This window comes from Agrobacterium bohemicum, assembly GCF_002896715.1.
Classification (GTDB): domain Bacteria; phylum Pseudomonadota; class Alphaproteobacteria; order Rhizobiales; family Rhizobiaceae; genus Agrobacterium; species Agrobacterium bohemicum.
Window position 1 is genome coordinate 191,936 of the sequence record NZ_PGEL01000024.1, and the last position, 21,575, is coordinate 213,510.

The window sequence follows — 21,575 nt, forward strand, 5'->3', positions numbered from 1 at the left end:
GGCTGACAGGGGAGTTTTCAAACCATGCGATTCAACAAAATTTCAACACTCGGTCGGCTCAGCGTCGGCGCCGGCGCGGCGGCCCTTCTCGCCCCCGCCTTTGCGTTTGCGCAAGACGCCGCGGCTCCGGTTGCAGCTGCCGCCGCAGCCGTTCCTGATAAGGGCGACACCGCCTTTATGTTCCTTTCCACCATCCTCGTCCTGTTCATGGCGATTCCTGGCCTTGGCCTGTTTTACGGCGGCCTCGTTCGCTCCAAGAACATGCTGTCCGTTCTGATGCAGTGCACCGTCATCGCCGCTTCGGTCATGATCATCTGGGTCGTCTACGGCTATTCCTTCGCCTTCGGCGGTTCCGAAAGCCCGTTCTTCGGCGGCTTCGCCAAGATGTTCCTCTCCGGCGTCACCAAGGACAGCACGGCTGCGACCTTCTCGCAGGGCGTCGTCATTCCTGAATACATCTTCGTGATGTTCCAGATGACGTTTGCTGCCATCACACCGGCACTCATCATCGGTGCGTTCGCGGAACGCATCAAGTTCTCCGCCTCCATCCTGTTCTGCATTCTTTGGGTCACCTTCGTTTACTTCCCGATTGCGCACATGGTCTGGGACGCGAAGGGCTACCTCTTCGGTCTCGGCGCGCTCGACTTCGCTGGCGGCACGGTTGTTCACATCAACGCCGGTGTTGCCGGTCTGATCGGTGCGATCATGGTCGGCAAGCGTACCGGCTTCGGCAAGGACATGATGGCACCTCACTCCATGACGCTGACCTATGTCGGTGCAGCCATGCTCTGGGTTGGCTGGTTCGGCTTCAACGCCGGTTCCAACCTCGAAGCCTCCGGCGGCGCGATGCTTGCAACCGTCAACACCTTCGTTGCAACGGCAGCAGCTATCCTGTCGTGGTGCCTGGTTGAAACCTTCACACGCGGAAAAGCATCCATGCTGGGTGCAGCATCTGGCATGATCGCCGGTCTGGTTGCCGTTACGCCTGCGGCCGGTATCGTTGGCCCCATGGGTGCCATCGTCATGGGTATCATCGTCTCTCCGCTATGCTACTTCTTCGTCTCCGTGGTGAAGAACAAGTTCGGCTATGACGACACCGCAGACGTCTTCGGCGTTCACGGCGTTGGCGGCATCTTCGGCGCTCTCGCAACCGGCATCTTCGCAAGTGNCTCGCTCGGCGGCATCGGTTATGCCGGCGAACAGACGATGAGCGGTCAGTTCATGGTTCAGGTACAGGCCGTCGTCATCACGCTTCTGTGGACCGGTATCGGCTCTGCGATCCTCTACAAGCTCGTTGATCTCATCGTTGGTCTGCGCGTTCCAGTCGAAGCCGAACGCGAAGGTCTCGACCTCGCATCGCACGGCGAAGCAGCTTACCACTCTTGATAAGAGAAACGCCGGGCCGGTCAGCGGCCCGCGCATAAAGACGAGAAGCCCGGCACATCGCCGGGCTTTTCGTTTTAAAAGCCATTGGTGATGCCTGANTTTGCATGGTTAATGCCATATTAACCACCCACCCGCTATTTTGCCCTGTCATCCCGTCTCGCCACCTGTGGCCGGACTTCGGAAGCAACGAAAAAACGACAGGTTCAGCATATGGACAGAGTGACGTCTCCGGCTTTCAATGGTCGCGATAACCGCTTCGTACTGACGGCATTCGTCGTGCGCCAGATCATGGCTCTCTGCGGCTTTGCCGTGCTGGCCGTGCTGGCGCTCGGCATCACCGCATTGGCCACGTGGAATGTCGCAGATCCCAGCCTGTCCTACGCCACCGGCAACGAGCCCACGAACCTCTTAGGCCATGGCGGCGCCATCTTTGCCGATATCATGATGCAATTCCTCGGTCTGTCCGCGCTCATCGCCATGCTGCCAATTCTCGCATGGGCGTTTGCGCTGATCTCGGGCCGAAATTTCAACCGCATTCCTGTCCGCCTCGTTGCCTGGATCAGCGGCGCTTTCATCGCTTCGGCCTCTCTCGGCTGCTTTCCCGCCCCTTTGACATGGCCGCTACCCAATGGCATCGGCGGCGTCATCGGTGATATGATCCTGCGCTTCCCGGCCCTTTTCATCGGCGCTTATCCCACCGGCACCTTCGCCACGGTTCTCGGCGTCATTTTCGCCGTTCCCGCAGCCTGGCTCATGCTGTTTGCCTCCGGCCTGCTCGGCGCACCTGACGATGTCGAAGAGGTATTCGTTCCTCAGGCGTCAGCAACCAGCAAGGCCCGCAAGGTCGAGGAGCTAGACGACGAAGGAGACGATGGCGACGGCTTCTTCGCCAACCTGCTCGCCTTCGGCGCAATCGCCCACTATTGGTACATCACCCAGGCCCGTTTCCGCCGCCTGTTCGGCCTGAAGCCGAAGTCGATGCGCGGTGATTTCGAGCAACCCTACGACTTCAACGATTACGAGTTCGGCACGCTGAACGAGCCATCGCGCCTGAAAACGGCCATCAACCGGCTGGATCGCGCCGACCCCTCCTTCGAAGAACGCGCCGAAGCCCGCGCACGCATCGACGTATCACCGCCACCGATTTCGATGGGTGATGAAGACGACGACAGCCTGCCCGCGGGTGTCCTCTCCGGCGACACGCAGTTTTCGGCCCGCCCGCCCGCAGGCCAGACCCGCATCACGCCGCCATCGGCACGTCCAAAGCCCAGCGAGCGCCTTGCCCGCGATGCACAGCCATCCTTCATCGCCAGAGACGGTTTTCAGCTTCCCTCCGTTCATCTTCTCGCTGAGCCCAAGAGCGTCGTGCGCGACAGCACGTTGAACGCAGATGTTCTCGAGCAGAATGCCCGCAGGCTGGAAGGCGTGCTGGAAGATTTCGGCGTCAAGGGCGAGATCATCCATGTTCGCCCCGGCCCCGTCGTCACCATGTACGAGCTTGAACCCGCACCCGGCATCAAGTCGTCGCGCGTCATCGGCCTGGCAGACGACATCGCCCGTTCCATGAGCGCGATTGCCGCCCGCGTCGCCGTCGTGCCCGGCCGCAATGCCATCGGTATCGAACTGCCAAACAAGGTGCGTGAGACGGTCTATCTGCGCGAACTCGTGGCGTCGCGTGATTTCGNAAACAACAAGGCCAAGCTGCCCATGGCACTCGGCAAGACCATCGGCGGCGAAGCCGTCATCGCCGATCTGGCCAAGATGCCGCATCTGCTGGTCGCAGGCACCACCGGTTCCGGTAAATCGGTGGCGATCAACACCATGATCCTGTCGCTGCTCTATCGCATGACGCCGGAACAGTGCCGCCTGATCATGATCGACCCGAAAATGCTGGAATTGTCGGTCTATGACGGTATTCCGCATCTGCTCTCGCCCGTCGTTACCGATCCGAAAAAGGCCGTCGTCGCGCTGAAATGGACCGTGCGCGAAATGGAAGAGCGCTACAAGAAGATGTCGAAGATCGGTGTGCGCAACATCGATGGCTTCAACACCCGCGTTCAGCAGGCGCTCGACAAGGGCGAGGTGCTGACCCGTACCGTGCAGACCGGCTTCGACCGCCAGACCGGCGAAGCCATGTACGAAACAGAAGAATTCGATCTGAAGCCCCTGCCCTACATCGTCGTCATCATCGATGAGATGGCCGATCTGATGATGGTGGCTGGTAAGGACATCGAAGGTGCGGTGCAACGTCTGGCCCAGATGGCGCGTGCCGCCGGCATCCACGTCATCATGGCCACACAGCGCCCTTCCGTGGACGTCATTACCGGTACCATCAAAGCCAACTTCCCGACGCGCATCTCCTTCCAGGTCACCTCCAAGATCGACAGCCGCACCATCCTGGGCGAACAGGGTGGCGAACAGCTGCTCGGCATGGGCGACATGCTCTACATGGCCGGTGGCGGACGCATTCAGCGTGTCCACGGCCCCTTCGTTGCCGATAACGAGGTCGAAGAGATCGTGTCCTATCTCAAGACGCAAGGCTCGCCGGATTATCTCGAAGCCGTCACCGAAGACGATGACGAAGAGGATGGCGGCGGTCCGGCAGGCACCGGCAATCTGGCCGAGTCCGAAGACCCTTACGATCAGGCAGTTGCCGTTGTGCTGCGGGATGGCAAGGCATCGACATCCTATGTCCAGCGCCGTCTGGGCATCGGTTACAATCGCGCCGCGTCGCTCATCGAGCGCATGGAGCAGGAAGGCATCATCGGTCCCGCCAACCACGCGGGCAAACGCGAAATCCTGGTGCCGACCGAACAGGATTGATTAGGGAACGGCAAACAACGCAACGGTGGCTGAATACCGTGTTCCCTCACGGAAATATCAGCAACCAAGGCGTGGTTTCGGCGTTATATCAAACTGCCTATGTCATGAAGCCGCCGCGNTTTTTCGGCATACGGAATGCGATGAAGGAGNAAAGAATGAAAAAGAATATTCCGGTCGCGTCCGCGCAGTCTAACGCCTTTGAAGGCAACATGACGCGCCGTGGTGTGATGACCCTGTTTTCGGCGACAGCAGCGATGGCCGCTCTCCAGCCCTTCGCCGCCTTCGCACAGGCCGATGCGGCAGCGCAGAAGATCGCCAGCCACTTTTCTTCCGTCAAAACCATGATGGGCGAATTCGTACAGTTCGGCCCGCGCGGTGAGCAGACGGGTGGCAAGTTCTATATCGCCCGCCCCGGCAAGCTGCGGTTCAACTATGAAGACCCATCCCCCATGCGCGTCATTTCCGATGGCAAGAATGTCGTGATCGGCAACAACAAGCTGAAAACCTGGGATCTCTACCCGCTGTCGAAGACACCTCTCAGCCTGCTTCTGTCCGACAAGATTGATCTCGGAAACCAGAAGGTCCGCGATGTCAAACAGGAATCAGATCTGACGACCATCGTCCTTGGCGACAAGAGCGTCTTCGGCGATTCGACCATCACGCTCATGTTCGACCCAAAAACCTTCGATCTGCGCCAGTGGACCACCACGGATGCGCAGAACAAGGATACGACTGTGATGANTTTCAACGTTCAGACCGGCATGGCCTTGGACGACAAGGTCTTCGCCATCGATTACGAAGAAGTCCGCGGTCGCGGTTGATCAAATCTTTAGGGTCGAGAAAAGCATTTCCGTTTTCTGCCTGATGTAATAAGCCTGCCTCCACCTTTTCTTGAAGGACAAACGGAGCGCAGGCATGACTTTTTCGATAACCACCTGGAACATCAACTCGGTGCGGCTGCGCATGCCGATCGTCGAGCAGTTTCTCGTGCGTTACAAGCCAGATGTCCTCTGCCTCCAGGAAACGAAATGCCCCAATGGCGAGTTTCCACTCAAGCCTTTGAAGGCTCTCGGCTACGAACACATCATCATCCATGGCCAGAAAGGCTATCACGGCGTGGCCATTGCCTCGAAACTGCCGCTGACCGAAGATCACCGGCAGGACTATTGCGGCATTGGCGACGCGCGCCACATATCCGGCGTCATCCAGGTCGGCTCGCGCAAGATCCGCCTGCATAATTTCTACGTTCCCGCAGGCGGTGACGAACCGGATCGCTCGATCAACCCGAAATTCGGTCACAAGCTGGATTTCATTGAGGAGATGAAGGCATTGAGCGCCGACGGCGTTCCCGGCACATCCTCTATCCTCGTCGGTGATCTGAACATCGCACCATTGGAAAACGATGTCTGGTCACACAAACAGCTGCTGNAAATCGTCAGCCACACGCCTGTAGAGACGGACGGCATGCTGGAGATCATGAAGAAGGGCAACTGGCTGGACCTGATGCGCCTGAACGTGCCGGAAACCGAAAAAATCTACACCTGGTGGAGCTACCGCGCCAAGGACTGGGAAGCCGCCAATCGCGGTCGCCGCCTCGACCACATCTGGTCCTCGCAAGACCTCGGCCCCTCACTGGACCGCATCGAAATCCTGCGCGAAGCCCGAGGCTGGAACCGCCCATCGGACCATGTGCCTGTGACGGCGCATTTCAAATTTTGAGACTTACGAGAAGCGGCCCTGCAGTGCCGTTGCGCCCGCTGAAAGCGCGGCGATATTGTCCCTGATACGGGTCATGACCACGTCCGCCACATTGGGAAATTCTTCGATCATGCGGTGAAAAAGAATGCGGGTGATGCGGATGACCTCGGAATCCTCCGAGGCGACGGCGGTATATTTGCGCTCGCAGAGCGTGAAGAGGGCCAGTTCCGACAACATCGTGCCAGCCGTTGGCGCTGCCTGAAGCTCCGCTTGTCCGCTCCGACCGGTGCTGTAGAGATGAAAGCCGCCACGGGCGATGACGAAAGCGCATTCAGAGGGCGAGTGCTCCCGAAACAGCGCCTGTCCCTGCGCAATCTTGCGGCGCTCGGCACCGAACGCAATCAGTCGCAACTGGTCGTCGCTCAAACCCTGAAACAGAGGCACCTGCGCCAAAAGCTGGATATCGTCGTTCAGTGCCATTTCGTTCGAAGNCCCGGATCACTCAAGAGTAGGATAGGTTTTCGAACAACGGCGCGGTTATGACAAGCCCGCGCCGCCAGAAATGTCGTCACGGCACAATCTTGTAGCCACCGTTTTCTGTCACCAGAAGCTCCGCATTCGACGGGTCGCGCTCGATCTTCTGGCGCAAACGGTAGACGTGGGTTTCGAGCGTGTGCGTTGTCACACCGGAATTATAGCCCCACACCTCTTCGAGCAGCACATCACGCGTCACGACGGCACTGCCAGCGCGGTAGAGATAGCGGATGATGGCCGCTTCCTTTTCCGTCAGGCGGATTTTCTTGCCGTCTTCGGTCGTCAGCAGCTTCTGGCTGGGCTTGAACTGGTAGGGGCCGACGGTAAACACCGCGTCTTCGCTCTGCTCATACTGGCGTAGCTGCGCACGAACGCGCGCCAAAAGCACGGCAAAGCGGAACGGCTTTGTCACATAATCATTGGCGCCAGCCTCCAGACCAAGGATCGTATCGGAATCCGTATCGTGGCCAGTCAGCATGATAATCGGGGCTTTGAAGCCGTTTTTACGCATCAGCTTCACGGCCTCGCGCCCATCCATATCAGGCAGACCGACATCCATGATCAGCAGATCGACCTGCGTGGATTTCGCTGTCTGAATTGCGTGATTGGCGTTGGCACCGGTGAGAAGATTGAACTCCTCATAGGGAGACAGTTGCTCGGCAAGTGTCTCGCGAAGGTCGTCATCGTCATCCACAAGGAGAAGTGTACGGGCCGTCATGGGATATCTCAGCCTTTCATTGTATAGTNAAACATGTCGCACAAAACTGCTTACTCGNTTTGCAGGAATGACATGCCTTTCGCTTTAGTGAGCCAATTCAGCGGTTTGAGGCCGCTACGTCAACCCTTCGTCGTAAGATTAGGCGGAGCTATGAGGTCACGTTGGCTCACCTGCAAAGCAAAATCTCGTGAGAACGATGCTCAAGAACAGAAAAAATCCGCCGAAATCGCCTGCGAAACTCATTCTCCGCGCCGCGCCGCGCTATAAAACCCGCGCTTTGCTTCAGCTTGGCCATCTCACATTTCAGGCCGCGATAGGCCGCAATGGCCGCACATGCCTCAAGCGGGAAGGCGATGGNAAAACACCGATGACCACCATGCCGATACTGTATGGTTTTCATCGCGGCGACAGGATTTCCGCTTTAAAAACATCGCTGACGATGCATCGCACCCGCTCCGATATGCTATGGTGCGATGCGCCTGCGGACCCCAACTATAACCGCCCTGCCAAAGCACCCTTCAAGCCAAGCCATGAGGAAATACAGCGGCAGGATGGTCTTTACGATGTCTGTCTCGTTCTCGACTGGAACATCACATCTCGCCGCCGCAATCTCGGTTCGGCGATCTTCATGCACATGATCCGGCCCGGTTATGAGCCAACAGCGGGATGCGTGGCGCTGCATCCTCGGGACATGCGCCGCATTCTACCGTTTCTGCGCAAGGGCAGAAAGATCATGGTCCTGTAGACAGGACGAGAACAGTTACTATTCCCGGCCTAGTCTCAATTCACTGCCACTCACGGATATCCACGAAGTGGCCGGCCACCGCAGCCGCAGCCGCCATGGCGGGCGAAACGAGATGGGTGCGGCTCTTGTAGCCCTGGCGCCCTTCGAAGTTGCGGTTGGAAGTGGACGCGCAACGCTCGCCGGGCGCAAGACGGTCGTCATTCATGGCAAGGCACATGGAGCAACCGGGTTCACGCCACTCGAAGCCCGCTTCGAGGAAAATCTTGTCCAAACCTTCCTTTTCGGCTTGCTCTTTCACGAGACCGGAACCGGGAACGATCATGGCAGATACGGTCGGCGCAACCTTGCGTCCCTCGACAACCTTGGCAGCAGCGCGCAAATCCTCGATACGGCCATTGGTGCAGGAGCCGATGAAGACGCGGTCGATGGCGATGTCCGTCATCTTCGTGCCCGGCGTCAGGCCCATATATTCCAGAGCGCGCTGCTTGGAATTGCGCTTGTTCTCATCCTCGATCACTGCCGGATCAGGAACTTCACCCTGCACGGACACGACGTCTTCCGGCGACGAGCCCCAGGACACGATCGGCGGCAGGTCGGCAGCATTGAGCACCACGACCTTGTCGTAATGCGCGCCCTCGTCGGACTTCAGTGTCTTCCAGTAGGCAATGGCCTGCTCAAGCACCTCACCCTTGGGCGAACGCGGCTTGCCCGTGATGTAATCGAAGGTCGTTTCGTCAGGCGCGATAAGCCCGGCGCGCGCGCCACCTTCGATGGTCATGTTGCAAACCGTCATGCGGCCTTCCATGGACAGCGAACGGATCGCTTCGCCAGCAAACTCGATAACGTGGCCGGTGCCACCAGCCGTACCGATCTCGCCGATGATGGCCAGGATGATGTCCTTTGCCGTCACACCGTCCGGAACCGCGCCATCCACACGCACCAGCATGTTCTTGGCCTTTTTCTGGATCAGCGTCTGCGTCGCCAGAACATGTTCCACTTCGGACGTGCCGATACCATGCGCCAGCGCACCGAAGGCGCCGTGCGTCGATGTATGGCTGTCACCGCAGACAATCGTCATACCCGGCAGTGTGAAACCCTGCTCCGGTCCGACGATGTGAACGATGCCCTGACGCTTGTCGCGCTCGGAGTAATATTCGACGCCGAATTCCGCAGCATTCTGCGCCAGGGCTTCGACCTGAATCCGGCTTTCCTCGTTCTTGATGCCCTCAAGACGATCCGAGGTGGTGGGAACATTGTGGTCCACCACCGCCAAGGTGCGGGTTGGCGAATGAACCGGACGACCGGCCAGGCGCAGCCCTTCGAAGGCCTGCGGGCTCGTCACCTCATGCACGAGGTGACGGTCGATGTAGAGAAGACAGGTTCCATCCGGGTCGCGGTTGACGACGTGATCATCCCAGANTTTATCATAGAGGGTGCGAGGTGCGCTCATGGCTATATCCATCGGATTTTGAAAAATTGAATTGGGTTCGCAGCAAAACTGACAGTCTCTTTGAAAGAGATATCAGGCAAACGTAAGTCGGCCGCCGAGCGCGCCGGAAATGCGCGCGAAAAACCGTGCCGGCAGACGCTTATGATCCTGCAGCACAAAAATGTTTTGCGCGAGACATCCGAATTTCGATCCCATTCATCCCTCATAGCAGATCGGCNTTTCAACGGCAATATTGCCGTACTGGGCGAAAACGCACGCCCGACCGACCGAAGATGGATAAAACTGCCATCTCGCACGTTAGCGTCTGTCAGAGCCATATCACGATGCTATAACGCTGTCGTGAAGGCGGGGGCAATGATCAGAGCATAGCTGCATATGTTGCAGTGAGAAGGAGGATACGTCTTGGTATCTGAAAAGGCACTTATTTCAAAAATCACCTGGCGGCTCATGCCGTTCCTGGGACTTCTCTATCTTATCGCCTATATCGACCGGCAAAACGTCAGCTACGCAAAGCTGCAAATGGTCGGCGATCTCGGCCTCAGTGAATACGCTTACGGTTTGGGCGCATCGCTGTTCTTCATCGGCTATTTCATCTTCGAAGTACCGAGCAACCTGCTGCTCACCCGCTTCGGCGCCAGTCGCTGGTTTGCCCGCATCATCATTTCCTGGGGACTGGTCACGATCGCGCTGGCCTTCACCAGCAGCCAGACCATGTTCTACATTCTGCGCTTCCTGCTGGGTGCCTGTGAAGCCGGTTTCTTCCCCGGCGTTCTCTATCTTCTGACGATCTGGTTCCCGCGTGACTACCGCGGCCGCATGGTCGGCCTGTTCATGANTTTCAGCGCGCTCGCCAATGCCATCGGTGCACCGCTGGGCGGCATGCTGCTCGATCTCGATGGCCTCATGGGTCTGGCAGGCTGGGAGTGGGTCTTCCTCGCCACCGGCGTTCCCGCCGTCATTGCCGGCATCTTCACCATCTTCTATCTGGACGACACGCCTGAGAAGGCAAAGTTCCTGACCCAGGACGAGAAGGACTGGCTGAACAAGAAGATCGCCTCTGAAAATTCCAACATGGAAGAACATGCCGAAAACGGCTTCCGGGCGTTGATCAACAAGCAGGTTCTGTTCATGTCGCTCTGCTTCGTCGGCTTTCCGTTGGCGGCTTATGGCCTCAGCTACTGGCTGCCGACCATCGTCAAGAGCTTCGGCGTGTCCAACACCACCAACGGCTTCATCAACATCATTCCGTGGATAGGCGTGGCCATTGCCCTTTACGCCATCCCGGCAGCAGCGGACCGCGCGCAGAACAAGATCCCCTTCATCGTCGGTCCTGCCTTTATCGGCGCCTTCTGCCTGTTGATGTCGGCGCTGGTGACGGCACCCGTCGTCCAGTTCACGTTTCTCTGCATCGCAGCCGCTGGCATCTTTGCTGGTCAGCCGGTGTTCTGGAGCCTGCCCGGTCGTTTCTTGAGGGGTGCAGGTGCAGCAGCCGGTCTTGCCGCCATCAACTCGGTCGGCAATCTCGGCGGCTTCGTCGCCCAGAACGTCGTGCCATGGATCAAGGACGAGACGGGCAGCACCATTGCCCCGATGTTCTTCCTTTCCGCCTGCCTTGCCGTGGCTGGCGTCTTGGTCATCATCGCCGGTCGCATGATTGCCAGACAGGAACAGGCACAAAACGCCCGCGCCTGAGTGAAGCTTTCCGCCGCTGGTTCCCTCAAGGTTACCAGCGGCGGAAATACTGCCTTCTTTCCCGCTTAACCGCCATTTCCTATGGTCTGCGCATCCACCGTCCGCATTCAGGAGATCACGATGTCCAGTTTCATCACCAAATTTGCACTGGTCGCAGCGCTGGCCTTGCCCGCCTCATCGTTTGCAGTCGTTTCCGCCCACGCCCAGGAAGCCGTCGTCAAGGCACCCGATGTCGAAGCCTTGTTCACCAGCCCCGACCCAAAGCTCAACGCCAACAAGCAGGTGACCTACAAGATCATCCGCGATCTTCTGGAAGCCGGCCATTGGGACAAGGCCGACCAATATCTGACCGAGCGTTATCTCCAGCACAATCCCAACGCCGCATCGGGCCGCGATGGCGTGATCAAGTTCTTCACCGAAGTCTTGAAGGTCGAGAAAAAACCGATCCCTGATAAAATCGGTTCACCCGTCGCCTTCGTCACGGCAGAAGGCGATCTCGTCACGGTCGGCTTCGTGCATGAGGTCAAGGACCCGAAAGACCCTGCCAGGACCTACACGACAACATGGTTCGACACATGGCGCTTCGTTGATGGCAAGGCGGATGAACATTGGGATTCCGCTTTGAAAGGGCAGTAAACCCTACCCGCGAGGACTGCGGCGCAGGGATTTTTCCACGCGCCGCAACACCAGCGAAAGCCCCAGCGTCAGGATGAGGTAGATATAGGCGACGATGGAATAGGTTTCGAAAAACCGGAACGACCCCGCCGCATAGACCTTGCCCAGCTGGGTAATGTCCATCACCCCCAGCACCGACACCAGCGAGCTGTCCTTGACCATCGACACGAAATCGTTGGAGAGCGGCGGAAAGATCGTGCGGATGGCCTGCGGAAAAATCACGAGTCGGAAGCGCTGATAGCGGTTGAGCCCCAGCGCCTTGGCCGCCTCGATCTGCCCCTGATCGACAGCTTCGATACCCGCCCGGAAAATTTCCGCGATGAAGGCGGCATAACAGATCGTCAGCGCCAAAATGGCCCGCCATGTCAGCGAAAAATCCCTTACCAGCATCGCCTCTACCCACCCGGCTTGAACAAGCGGCGTGATCATCCAGTTGAACAGGCTGACAAAGGCANGCGCGNCGACAAAGGCGATGTAGAACAGCACGACGAGAACAGGAATGCCCCGAACCGTCTCAATGTAGAAACGGGCGATCTGGCGCAAAACAATGCTGTCAGCCATGCCCAGCACGGCAATCACCAGCCCCCATAGCGAGGCCAGCGCGAAAGCCGTCAGCGTTACTGATACCGTCATGCCGATGCCCGTGATGACGGTGGAAAACACCTGCGCATAAATGCCGTTGACTGCAATCACGACAGCAAGCACCAGACCGATGCCGACAAGCGCCACCAGCCACCACGGAAAATCATCGGCAGTGGAAGATTTGGGCCGGGCGCTCACGCGCTTGCCTTTCGCTGGTCAGGTCGCATGTGCTTACTGGCCAAGCTTGTAGTCCAGAAACCACTTCTTATCGAGCGCCGCAAACGTGCCATCTGCTTTCAGCGCCGCAATTGCCGCATTCACAGGCGCCACCAGATCCGACCCCTTCTTGAAGATGAAGCCGAAATCGTCGCCACCCAGGGGACCGCCAATTAGCTTCAACGCACCATCGGAGGCATCGACATAACCCTTGCCCGCCACGCCATCCGTCAACACCAGATCGACATCGCCGGTTTTCAGCGCCTGCACGGTGGCGCCAAAGGTTTCCATCAACTTAACCCGCGGGTTCTGCTCGTTTCCGTCAAGCACGTCATAGACAACGGTATAAAACGGCGTCGTGCCCGCCTGCGCGCCCACCAGCCCCTTGTCGAAAGCGGCAAAGCTTTTCGCGTCGGTAAAGCGCGTCTCGTCGGCGCGCACCAGCATGAACATTTCAGAGCGCATGTAGGGATCGGAGAAATCCACCTTCTCTTTGCGCTCCTCCTTGATGCTGATGCCGGTCATGCCAATGTCGTATTGCCCATCCGACACCGCCTGGATCATCGCATCCCACGATGTGTTCTGATACTCGACCTTGAAATTCAGCCGCCTGGCGATCTCCCCCATCGCATCATATTCCCAGCCGATGGCGCTACCGGATTTCGGATCGACGAATTGCAGCGGCGGATAGGCGTTTTCGGTGACGACAACAACAGTCTTTCCCTTGAGGTCCGGCAGGTCGGCGGCAACGGACATGACAGGCGACATAAGCGTCGCGGCAATAGCGATGAGAAAAGAGCGTCTGAGCAATGTCGTGTCTCCTGCTGGCAATGCGGGAAAATGACATGGTTTGAAGTGTTAGGGCAAGAGCGCACTGATGGCAGGGCGCGTACTTGCCGTGGAGCAAGAGACGAAATACGAATCTTAAACTACTAACGCACCGTCTTGCTTGTAGAACTATTTATTGAGTTAGAATGTAGAACCTTCTGCTCAAGGCCCACACGCCAGTACTCACTTATAATGAACTTTAAGACTGGCTGCCCCCTTAGTTCCTCTACAAGATCGGCGTAATAGCCCTTCTCTTTCGCGAGCTCTGTAAGCTCTCTCGCTCGCAGTCTGGCTATGTAATCTTGGTCCGATGGTTCAACATAGTCACCGAGATATTTGATGTTCTCCTTCAACCAATCGCGGAGAAATTCACCGAATAAGGATTTCCGTTCCATTTGTTAGCATCCCCGTAAACTAGCGAATCCGATGTATTGATTACATAGGGAGCAACAGACCACGTTCAAAAGAAAAGGCGGCCCGAAGACCGCCTTTTTAAAGTTCCCGAAAAACGGAAAAGCTTATTCAGCTGCGCCTTCGGCAGGCTTTGCAGCCTCTTCAGCAGCCTTTGCTGCTGCGGCTTCTTCGGCTGCCTTGGCTTCAGCAGCTTCTGCTGCGGCCTTTTCAGCGGCCAGAGCCTGTGCTGCTGCAACCTTTTCAGCTTCGAGGCGTGCCTTTTCTTCGGCAGCAGCCTGACGCTCGCCGTCGTTGAGCTTGCGAGCGCGAACGCCGGTGTCTTCAACGATACGGGCAGACTTGCCGCGACGGTCGCGCAGGTAATAGAGCTTCGCGCGACGGACCTTACCGCGGCGAACGATTTCAACGCCTTCAACCAGCGGCGAGTAAACAGGGAATACGCGCTCGACGCCTTCGCCGTAAGAAATCTTGCGAACGGTGAAGCTCTCGTTGATGCCGCCGCCGGAACGGGCGATAACGACGCCTTCGTAAGCCTGTACACGGGTACGTGTACCTTCCGTTACGCGCACGTTGACGCGAACGGTGTCACCTGGAGAAAATTCTGGAAGCTTGCGCTTCGCTTCGATCTTGGCAGCCTGTTCGGCTTCCAGCTGTTCGATAATGTTGGTCATATTAACCTCTGAGTTCTTCTGAAACAGCCAGAGCGCTCAACTGTCATCCCTTGAAACCAGGTCTCGGGACCATGCCTTGCGGCAGGAGCGGGTTCACCATTCTTTGCTTGCGGTTAAAGGGGTAAACCCCAGTTCCACGCGGGCCATTACAGCAAGACAACGCATTTGTCATCCCNTTTGCAAGATTANTTTGTCGGTCACGACCTAATTGTCGTCCGTCCCATCACCGGATATGGAGTGACGGGGGCGCAAGATGCGCCGGGAGGGGTCATGTCATTCTTCATCATTCTGCTGCTGCTTGCCAGCGGCTTTCTGTCCGGCGCGGTCAATGCCATCGCAGGCGGAGGCACGTTTCTGACCTTCGGGGCCATGACGCTTGCCGGTATCGCCCCGATTTCCGCCAACGCCACCTCTTCCATCGTGCAATTTCCCGGCTACGTCACGTCCGTCATCGCCTATTGGCCGGAAATTAGGGCCCACTGGAAAGGTGCTGTTTTTCTGGCCCTGCTATCGATTGCTGGATCGACCGCTGGCGCGCTTCTTCTGTTGTCGCTGGACAACCCGGCCTTTCGCCAGCTCGTGCCCTGGCTCCTCCTCGCCGCCACACTTTTGTTTGCCTTGGGGCCATGGCTGCGTCCGCGCACGAATGCGCAGCGCTCGCCCGGCAGCGCCGCGAGCCTCATCGGACAATTCTTTACGTCGATCTACGGAGGCTTCTTCGGCGCTGGCATGGGCATCATGATGCTGGCGGTCCTGGGCCTGACATCAGGCGGGACCTACCATCACCTCAATGCTTTGAAAAATCTGCTCGCCGTCGTCATAGCCGCCGTCGCCATCGTGGTTTTCGTCGGCGGTGGTGTCGTGGCATGGCCCGCAGCGCTGATCATGATCCCGGCATCGGCCATCGGCGGTTATAGCGGCGTCTATATCGCGCGGCGCGTACCGCAATGGGTCATCCGCGCTTTGGTGATCTCGGTCGGTTTGTTGCTGTCGGTCTACTACTTCGTCTCGACCTGAGACGTTTTCGCCAGAAGGTCGGGGCGGCGCTCTTTCGTCAGCGCCAGCGCCTGCTCATGACGCCATTTTTCAACGGCCTTGTGGTTGCCGGAGGTTAGAACCGCTGGAATCTCGCGCTCTTCCCACACTTGCGGGCGGGTATAATGCGGATGCTCCAGCAACCCACCCTCGAAGCTCTCATGCACGCCGGAGAGATCGTTGCCCATCACACCGGGCAGAATGCGCACCACCGCATCCAGCAACGTCAGTGCCGCCGGTTCGCCACCGGAGAGAATATAGTCGCCGATGGAAACCTCTTCGAGGCCACGCGCATCGATCACCCGCTGGTCCACACCCTCGAACCGCCCGCAGATGATGATGACGCCGTCACCGGCGGCAATCTCGCGCACCCGCTCTTGGCGCAGCGGTAGCCCACGCGGGCTCATCAAGAGGCGGGGACGTGTATCATCGGTCGAGACAGCATCGATTGCCGCCGCCAGCACGTCCGGTTTCAGCACCATGCCAGCGCCACCGCCAGCTGGCGTATCGTCCACGCTGCGGTGCTTGTCTGCCGCGAAGTCCCGGATCTGGACCGGCTCGATCTGCCACTGGCCGCGCTCCAGCGCCCTGCCCGCCAGCGAATGGCCCAGATGCCCCGGAAACATGTCCGGGTACAGCGTCAGAACGGTTGCCTTGAATGTCATGTTATTTTTTCTTGCCGAAGATCGGATGATCCGGATCGTCCTTGCCGTCTTCAGGATTGTCGATCAGGCCAGCGGCAAACGGATCGATCAGAANTTTTCCGCCTTCGAGATCGATTTCCAGAACGGCGGCCTCGGAAAAGGGAATGAGCGTCGGACGGCGACCAGCACCTTTCAGCTCCAGCAGATCGCCAGCGCCGAAATCATGAACAGCGGCAACGGAGCCGTAGCTCTTGCCTTCGGCATCGACAGCCTCCAGCCCTTCAAGATCGGTATAATAGAATTCGTCTTCTTCAAGATCGTCGTCGGGCAGGTTGTCGCGCTCGATGAACAGTTCCAGTCCGTTCAGAGCTTCCGCCGCATTGCGGTCGTTGATGCCGCGAAAGCGCACGATGACCACGGTCTTCGCTTCGCGAATTTCAAGGATTTCGAACATCCGGCCATCGGCAGCAATCAGGTTGCCGTATTCTCCCAATGCAGTCGGATCATCCGTGAACGAGCTGACCCGGACTTCGCCACGCAGCCCTTGTGCCGCGCCAATCTTGGCCATGAGAATAGGGTTTTCCAGCTTTGCCATCGGTCGTCCGTTCCGGTGTTCGTCTTTTAAAGTCTGTGTACGGCATGTTGCGGTCAAAATAAACATAAACGGGTGGCGCGGAAATCCACACCACCCGTTCATATCGTGCCAACCGGACTTATTCGGCAGCAGTAGCTTCTGCAGCAGCAGCAGCGGCGTCATCGGCCTTCTGCTTCTTCTCGGCAATTCGCTCTACGGCCTTCTTGCCTGGCTTTGCCTTTTCAGGGTTGCTGCGGGCATCGCGCGTTACGATGCCGGCTTCTGCGAGGAAGCGCAGAACGCGGTCTGTTGGCTGTGCGCCCTTGGCAATCCATTCCTTGATCAGGTCGCCGTTGATCTGGATGCGATCAGCGTTGTCCTTGGCAAGCATTGGGTTCCAGGAACCGACCTTCTCGAGGAAACGGCCGTCGCGTGGCGAACGGGCGTCTGCAACGACGATCTGGTAGTACGGGCGCTTCTTGGAACCACCGCGTGCGAGACGAATTTTCAGTGCCATGTTGTTTCTCCTTAAGAATGGCTAGTCCGCCGGTCAGGCGGTCTTGTCGGTGCCGTTGTGTTCAGCGGCAATTGCTTCATGATGCCGGATGACTTCCTTGATGATGAAGTTCAGGAACTTCTCGGCGAAATCCGGGTCCAGATCGGCGTCCTTTGCCAGGCGGCGCAGGCGTTCGATCTGGTATTCCTCGCGCGCCGGGTCCGCCGGCGGCAATTCGTAGGTTGCTTTGAGAACGCCCACCGCCTTGGTGCGTTGGAACCGTTCCGCCAGCATATGCACCAGCGCCGCATCGATATTGTCGATGGACTGGCGATATTGCGAAAGTTGAGCCTTTACGTCTGCGTCGGTCATCACAGCTCTCACTTCTTCTTCCCAAAACCGGGCAGGCCGGGAAGTCCGCCAAGACCCGGAAGTTTCGGTCCGCCCAGACCGGGAAGACCGGGCATTCCACCAAGACCGGGCGGCATGCCACCCGGCTTGCCGAGACCGGCTGCTTCCGCCTGTCTCTGAAGGGCTTCAAGCTGCTTGGGGTCCATATTGGCCAGATCAGGCATGCCGCCCATTCCACCACCAAAACCCATCTTGCCCGCAAGGCCGCCCATCATCTGTTTCATGATGCCGCCCTTGCCCTTGCCGCCCATGGCTTTCATCATGTCGGCCATGCCGCGATGCATCTTGAGCAGCTTGTTGATTTCGGCGGCATCCGTGCCGGAACCGGCAGCAATGCGCTTCTTGCGGCTGTGCTTGAGCATGTCAGGATTGGCGCGTTCGGCCTTGGTCATCGATGAAATGATGGCGATCTGGCGGTCGAACATCTTGTCGTTGAGACCCGACGCCGCCATCTTGTCCTTCATGCCGGACATGCCGGGCATCAGACCCATAATGCCGCCCATGCCGCCCANTTTCTTCATCTGACCAAGCTGGTCGGCCAGATCGTTCAGATCGAACTTGCCCGACTGCATCTTCTTGGCCATCGCCGCGGCTTTTTCCGCATCGATGTTTTCAGCAGCCTTTTCGACCAGCGAAACAATGTCGCCCATGCCGAGAATTCGGTCGGCGATACGGCGCGGATGAAACTCGTCCAGCTCGCCCATGCGCTCGCCGGTACCGATCAGCTTGATCGGCTTGCCGGTGACGGCACGCATCGAAAGCGCTGCACCACCGCGACCATCGCCATCCATACGGGTCAGCACAAGGCCGGTAATGCCAACGCGCTCATCGAAGTTACGCGCCAGATTGACGGCGTCCTGACCGGTCAGACTATCCGCGACCAGCAGGATTTCGTGCGGTTTGGCGTTTTTCTTGATCTCCGCCATTTCCATCATCAACGGCTCGTCGATGTGGGTACGACCGGCGGTATCGAGGATCACGACATCATGGCCACCGAGCCTGGCAGCCTGCACGGCGCGCGAAGCGATATCGGTCGGCGATTGTCCGGCAATGATGGGCAGCGTATCGACGCCGGTCTGCACACCCAGCTGGCGCAACTGCTCCTGAGCTGCTGGACGACGCGTGTCGAGAGATGCCATCAGCACCTTCTTCTTGTCGCGTTCCGTCAGGCGCTTTGCAATCTTGCCTGTCGTGGTCGTCTTACCCGAACCCTGCAGACCCACCATCATGATGACGACGGGGGCCGCCGCGTGCAGATCGATCGCCACGCCTTCGGAGCCCAGCATCTCGACCAGCTCGTCGTGGACGATCTTGACGACCATCTGGCCGGGCTTGATGGCTTTGAGAACCGAGGCACCAACGGCCTTTTCACGCACCTTGTCGGTGAAGGAACGCACGACTTCCAGCGCAACGTCCGCTTCCAGAAGCGCACGGCGAACCTCGCGCAGGGCAGCCGTTACATCGGCTTCCGAAAGCGCGCCACGGCCGGTCAGTCCATTCAGAATGGAGCCAAGGCGGTCCTGGAGGTTTTCAAACATTGCGTCATCCTTCTTCGTTCCGGGGAACCCGAAACGTCGGTGCTTTTGCTGTCAAAAACAAGACGCATAGCCAAAAAGCACCCGANGGCGCTTCGCGCTGTCGGATGTTTGCCTCCGGGATCTTCTATACCTTGCGGGTCCCGGTCGGCGGCGTGCGGTCATGAAACTGCCAGCTGATTGGCGCGGATAAACAGGAAAAGGCCATTCGAGTCAAGGAAAACGTCACATTTGCCGCTTTACGCTTANTTTTTCGAGAGCTTGGCGGTATATTCCTGCTCATAGCGCCGGATGGCTTCATTGTATTTCAGCGTATTGGTCGAATCCTTTTTGGCCTCCATCGCCATGGCTCGCACCCAACGGCCCGCTTCCTGGGAATATTCATAGGGCGTCAGATTATGCTCTTCGAGAACGGCGGCGGGATCGATCTTGAGTTTCGTCGCCGCCTGCAGATGGCCCTGCACCCGTGCGTAATCATCCAGCGTCGCCAGCTTGCCCTCGATATCCACCTGCTCGGTCTTCGCAAACCGGCCACGGTTGGGATCGCCGAATGCCTCGCCGAACACACGCATGATATCGCCATTCGACCCTGACGTCTTCAACGCTTCGGTAAACGCCACATTGACGGCTTCAAACGACTGCTTGTTCAAACCAAGAACGGCAAACACCTCGGCCTCGTCCTGCTTGTTGGCAATGCGCCCATTCGCGGACGCCCATTCCTCGAACGTCACTCCATTGACGGGCGCTGGTAGCTGCTCGGCAGATACGGGCATCGCGAGCAACACCATGAGCAAAAATGGCAATGACAGAAATTTGATGATGGTCACGGTCTTGTCTCCCGGAAACAGGCATTGGCAAAATAATATCTACTGGAGGATGTATTTTAAACCCGGGAAGCAAAAAACGGCAAGACCGCAATGCGCCGCCATTGAATGCGCAGACGTGCAGACCTAAACTTGGAGAATGAAAAGACGCACCCTCTTCAAACTCTCTTTCCTCGGCGCGCTTCTGGCGGGTGGCGGTCTTTATGCGCGCCAGTCCAGCGCCAGCGCCTATTACAAAGGCCCGCTATCGGACCATTTCGATGGAGCGCGTTTCTTCAACCCCGGTGGCGAGACACCCAACGGTTTCATGGACCTGATGAAATGGCGGTTCGATGGCAACAAGGCGACATGGCCGGAGGCCTATCCCAGCCCGTTTCCCTTCGTCAAACCCGATGAGCGCGTCAACGGCAAAGACCTGCGCGTCACCTTCGTCGGCCATGCGTCCTTTCTCATCCAGACGGCGGGCATGAATATCCTCGTCGATCCCGTGTGGTCGGAGCGGACAAGCCCCTTCAACTTCGTTGGCCCCAAACGCGTCAACCCGCCCGGCATCAAGTTCAACGATCTGCCGCCCATCGACATCGTGCTGGTCACACACAATCATTACGACCATCTCGATCTGGAAACGCTACACCAGCTTCACATCGCCCATAAACCGCATTTCATCACGCCACTCGGCAATGATGTCGTCATTCGCACCCGCGTCGAGGCGGCGAAGATATCAGTGGGGGATTGGGGTGATGTGCTGAATGTGGCGCCTGATGTGAAAATTCATTTCGAGCCCTGCCATCACTGGTCGGCGCGTGGCCTGAATGACCGGCGCATGGCGCTGTGGGCGGCCTTCGTCATCGAAACACCGGGCGGTAAAATCTACCACATCGGCGATACCGGCTTTCACAGCGGCCTTAATTACCATGCCGCGCGCNAAAAACACGGCGGCTTCCGCCTCGCCAACCTGCCATTCGGCGCATATGAGCCGCGCTGGTTCATGAAAGGCCAGCACCAGAATCCGACTGAGGCCGTAGAAGGCATGAAAATTTGCGGCGCGGCTTACGCCTGCGGCCATCACTGGGGAACCGTTCAACTCACCGATGAGGCCATCGATGCACCGATCATTGCGCTTAAGGCAGCGCTGACGGAACACGGCGTAGCGGAAGATCGCTTCCGCCCCATGCATCCGAGCGAAGTCTTCGACGTACCCATGACATGAGGCTTGTGGGACAGGCGCTTTGACAGTTCAGCGCCTCGCTTTCACGTCCTGAGAGTTTCGCTCCCAAGCGTCTGCGTCGTCCCACAATACCCCAACGTCATTACTTCTTCTTGGTCGTGCTTTCGCTGGCTTTCACCTGCGATCCAAGTGTCGGTGCCGCCGCTTGTGCGGCCTTGTCTTTTTTAGGTTTTCTAACTTCTTTGTTGCTGCGAACTTGACCCTTGGCCATAGTATTTTCTCCCTGCTTCGTTCGCCAATTAGCGGACATCTGGAGAGCAAAGGCAAGCGGTTTATTATGGTGTTTTTTGGGTTGGGTGGATGCCACGGTGGCAGCTGCCATTCTGATATGCCCGATAGCAGCCTTGAAGGGCGATGGTGCGAGAGGGAAAAGGTCGGCGTATGCCGCTCACCCCC

21 protein-coding genes are annotated in these 21,575 nt (G+C 58.1%); 9 read left to right on the forward strand and 12 right to left on the reverse strand.

Annotated features, from left to right (window positions below):
- Window positions 1-24: 24 nt before the first annotated feature.
- The 4 genes from CUC55_RS11295 (at window position 25) to CUC55_RS11310 (ending at window position 5,928) form a co-directional block, all read left to right on the forward strand.
- Window positions 25-1,386 carry an ammonium transporter gene (locus CUC55_RS11295; protein WP_103087892.1) on the forward strand — a complete coding sequence of 454 codons (1,362 nt, stop codon included), beginning with the start codon at window positions 25-27 and terminating at the stop codon, window positions 1,384-1,386.
- Window positions 1,387-1,596: 210 nt separating this feature from the next.
- The gene (locus tag CUC55_RS11300; protein WP_103087893.1) at window positions 1,597-4,209 is read left to right on the forward strand and encodes an FtsK/SpoIIIE family DNA translocase; all 2,613 of its coding nucleotides are present in this window, start codon (window positions 1,597-1,599) and stop codon (window positions 4,207-4,209) included.
- Between the two features lie 104 nt (window positions 4,210-4,313).
- The gene (locus CUC55_RS11305) at window positions 4,314-5,030 is read left to right on the forward strand and encodes an outer membrane lipoprotein carrier protein LolA (RefSeq protein WP_103088000.1); all 717 of its coding nucleotides are present in this window, start codon (window positions 4,314-4,316) and stop codon (window positions 5,028-5,030) included.
- 94 nt (window positions 5,031-5,124) lie between these two features.
- Entirely contained in the window at window positions 5,125-5,928 is an 804-nt protein-coding gene (locus tag CUC55_RS11310) for an exodeoxyribonuclease III (RefSeq protein ID WP_103087894.1), read from the forward strand.
- 3 nt (window positions 5,929-5,931) lie between these two features.
- Here CUC55_RS11310 and CUC55_RS11315 read toward each other — a convergent pair whose 3' ends face one another.
- Complete coding sequence (locus CUC55_RS11315) at window positions 5,932-6,387, reverse strand: cyclic nucleotide-binding domain-containing protein (RefSeq protein WP_067645916.1); 456 nt, start codon at window positions 6,385-6,387, stop codon at window positions 5,932-5,934.
- An 88-nt stretch (window positions 6,388-6,475) separates the two neighbouring features.
- Complete coding sequence (locus tag CUC55_RS11320; RefSeq protein WP_067645918.1) at window positions 6,476-7,159, reverse strand: response regulator transcription factor; 684 nt, start codon at window positions 7,157-7,159, stop codon at window positions 6,476-6,478.
- Window positions 7,160-7,355: 196 nt separating this feature from the next.
- On the opposite strand from CUC55_RS11320, the gene CUC55_RS11325 reads away from it, so the two are divergent.
- Window positions 7,356-7,904, forward strand: a complete 549-nt coding sequence (locus CUC55_RS11325; protein ID WP_067645921.1) for a L,D-transpeptidase family protein — start codon at window positions 7,356-7,358, stop codon at window positions 7,902-7,904.
- Window positions 7,905-7,944: 40 nt separating this feature from the next.
- Here CUC55_RS11325 and leuC read toward each other — a convergent pair whose 3' ends face one another.
- Window positions 7,945-9,354, reverse strand: a complete 1,410-nt coding sequence (gene leuC, locus CUC55_RS11330) for a 3-isopropylmalate dehydratase large subunit (RefSeq protein WP_103088001.1) — start codon at window positions 9,352-9,354, stop codon at window positions 7,945-7,947.
- A gap of 402 nt (window positions 9,355-9,756) precedes the next feature.
- On the opposite strand from leuC, the gene CUC55_RS11340 reads away from it, so the two are divergent.
- Both CUC55_RS11340 and CUC55_RS11345 read left to right on the forward strand, forming a co-directional pair.
- Entirely contained in the window at window positions 9,757-11,046 is a 1,290-nt protein-coding gene (locus CUC55_RS11340; RefSeq protein WP_103087896.1) for an MFS transporter, read from the forward strand.
- Between the two features lie 120 nt (window positions 11,047-11,166).
- Window positions 11,167-11,682 carry a nuclear transport factor 2 family protein gene (locus CUC55_RS11345; protein WP_082760193.1) on the forward strand — a complete coding sequence of 172 codons (516 nt, stop codon included), beginning with the start codon at window positions 11,167-11,169 and terminating at the stop codon, window positions 11,680-11,682.
- Between the two features lie 3 nt (window positions 11,683-11,685).
- Here CUC55_RS11345 and CUC55_RS11350 read toward each other — a convergent pair whose 3' ends face one another.
- The 3 genes from CUC55_RS11350 to rplS form a co-directional block, all read right to left on the reverse strand.
- Entirely contained in the window at window positions 11,686-12,501 is an 816-nt protein-coding gene (locus CUC55_RS11350) for an amino acid ABC transporter permease (protein ID WP_103087897.1), read from the reverse strand.
- Window positions 12,502-12,534: 33 nt separating this feature from the next.
- Window positions 12,535-13,287: a transporter substrate-binding domain-containing protein gene (locus tag CUC55_RS11355; RefSeq protein ID WP_067646258.1), complete on the reverse strand. Its 753-nt coding sequence runs from the start codon at window positions 13,285-13,287 to the stop codon at window positions 12,535-12,537.
- Between the two features lie 578 nt (window positions 13,288-13,865).
- Window positions 13,866-14,432 carry a 50S ribosomal protein L19 gene (gene rplS, locus CUC55_RS11365; RefSeq protein WP_067645929.1) on the reverse strand — a complete coding sequence of 189 codons (567 nt, stop codon included), beginning with the start codon at window positions 14,430-14,432 and terminating at the stop codon, window positions 13,866-13,868.
- A 270-nt stretch (window positions 14,433-14,702) separates the two neighbouring features.
- Between rplS and CUC55_RS11370 the strand changes: the two genes are divergently transcribed.
- On the forward strand, window positions 14,703-15,449 hold the full coding sequence (locus tag CUC55_RS11370) for a sulfite exporter TauE/SafE family protein (protein ID WP_067645931.1): 747 nt from the start codon (window positions 14,703-14,705) through the stop codon (window positions 15,447-15,449).
- Here CUC55_RS11370 and trmD read toward each other — a convergent pair.
- From trmD to ffh, 5 genes are all read right to left on the reverse strand, one after another.
- Window positions 15,431-16,132 carry a tRNA (guanosine(37)-N1)-methyltransferase TrmD gene (gene trmD, locus CUC55_RS11375; protein WP_067645934.1) on the reverse strand — a complete coding sequence of 234 codons (702 nt, stop codon included), beginning with the start codon at window positions 16,130-16,132 and terminating at the stop codon, window positions 15,431-15,433. The two genes, CUC55_RS11370 and trmD, sit on opposite strands and share 19 nt — an antisense overlap.
- Before the next feature lies 1 nt (window position 16,133).
- Window positions 16,134-16,706, reverse strand: a complete 573-nt coding sequence (gene rimM / locus CUC55_RS11380; RefSeq protein WP_103087898.1) for a ribosome maturation factor RimM — start codon at window positions 16,704-16,706, stop codon at window positions 16,134-16,136.
- Window positions 16,707-16,824: 118 nt separating this feature from the next.
- Window positions 16,825-17,202 carry a 30S ribosomal protein S16 gene (gene rpsP / locus CUC55_RS11385; RefSeq protein ID WP_067645938.1) on the reverse strand — a complete coding sequence of 126 codons (378 nt, stop codon included), beginning with the start codon at window positions 17,200-17,202 and terminating at the stop codon, window positions 16,825-16,827.
- Between the two features lie 33 nt (window positions 17,203-17,235).
- Complete coding sequence (locus CUC55_RS11390) at window positions 17,236-17,553, reverse strand: chorismate mutase (RefSeq protein WP_067645940.1); 318 nt, start codon at window positions 17,551-17,553, stop codon at window positions 17,236-17,238.
- An 8-nt stretch (window positions 17,554-17,561) separates the two neighbouring features.
- Window positions 17,562-19,130 carry a signal recognition particle protein gene (ffh, locus tag CUC55_RS11395; protein ID WP_103087899.1) on the reverse strand — a complete coding sequence of 523 codons (1,569 nt, stop codon included), beginning with the start codon at window positions 19,128-19,130 and terminating at the stop codon, window positions 17,562-17,564.
- Between the two features lie 960 nt (window positions 19,131-20,090).
- Between ffh and CUC55_RS11410 the strand changes: the two genes are divergently transcribed.
- Window positions 20,091-21,161: an MBL fold metallo-hydrolase gene (locus tag CUC55_RS11410; RefSeq protein ID WP_103087901.1), complete on the forward strand. Its 1,071-nt coding sequence runs from the start codon at window positions 20,091-20,093 to the stop codon at window positions 21,159-21,161.
- A gap of 100 nt (window positions 21,162-21,261) precedes the next feature.
- On the opposite strand, the gene CUC55_RS22730 is transcribed toward CUC55_RS11410, so the two are convergent.
- Window positions 21,262-21,501, reverse strand: a complete 240-nt coding sequence (locus tag CUC55_RS22730; RefSeq protein ID WP_157940948.1) for a hypothetical protein — start codon at window positions 21,499-21,501, stop codon at window positions 21,262-21,264.
- Window positions 21,502-21,575: the final 74 nt, after the last annotated feature.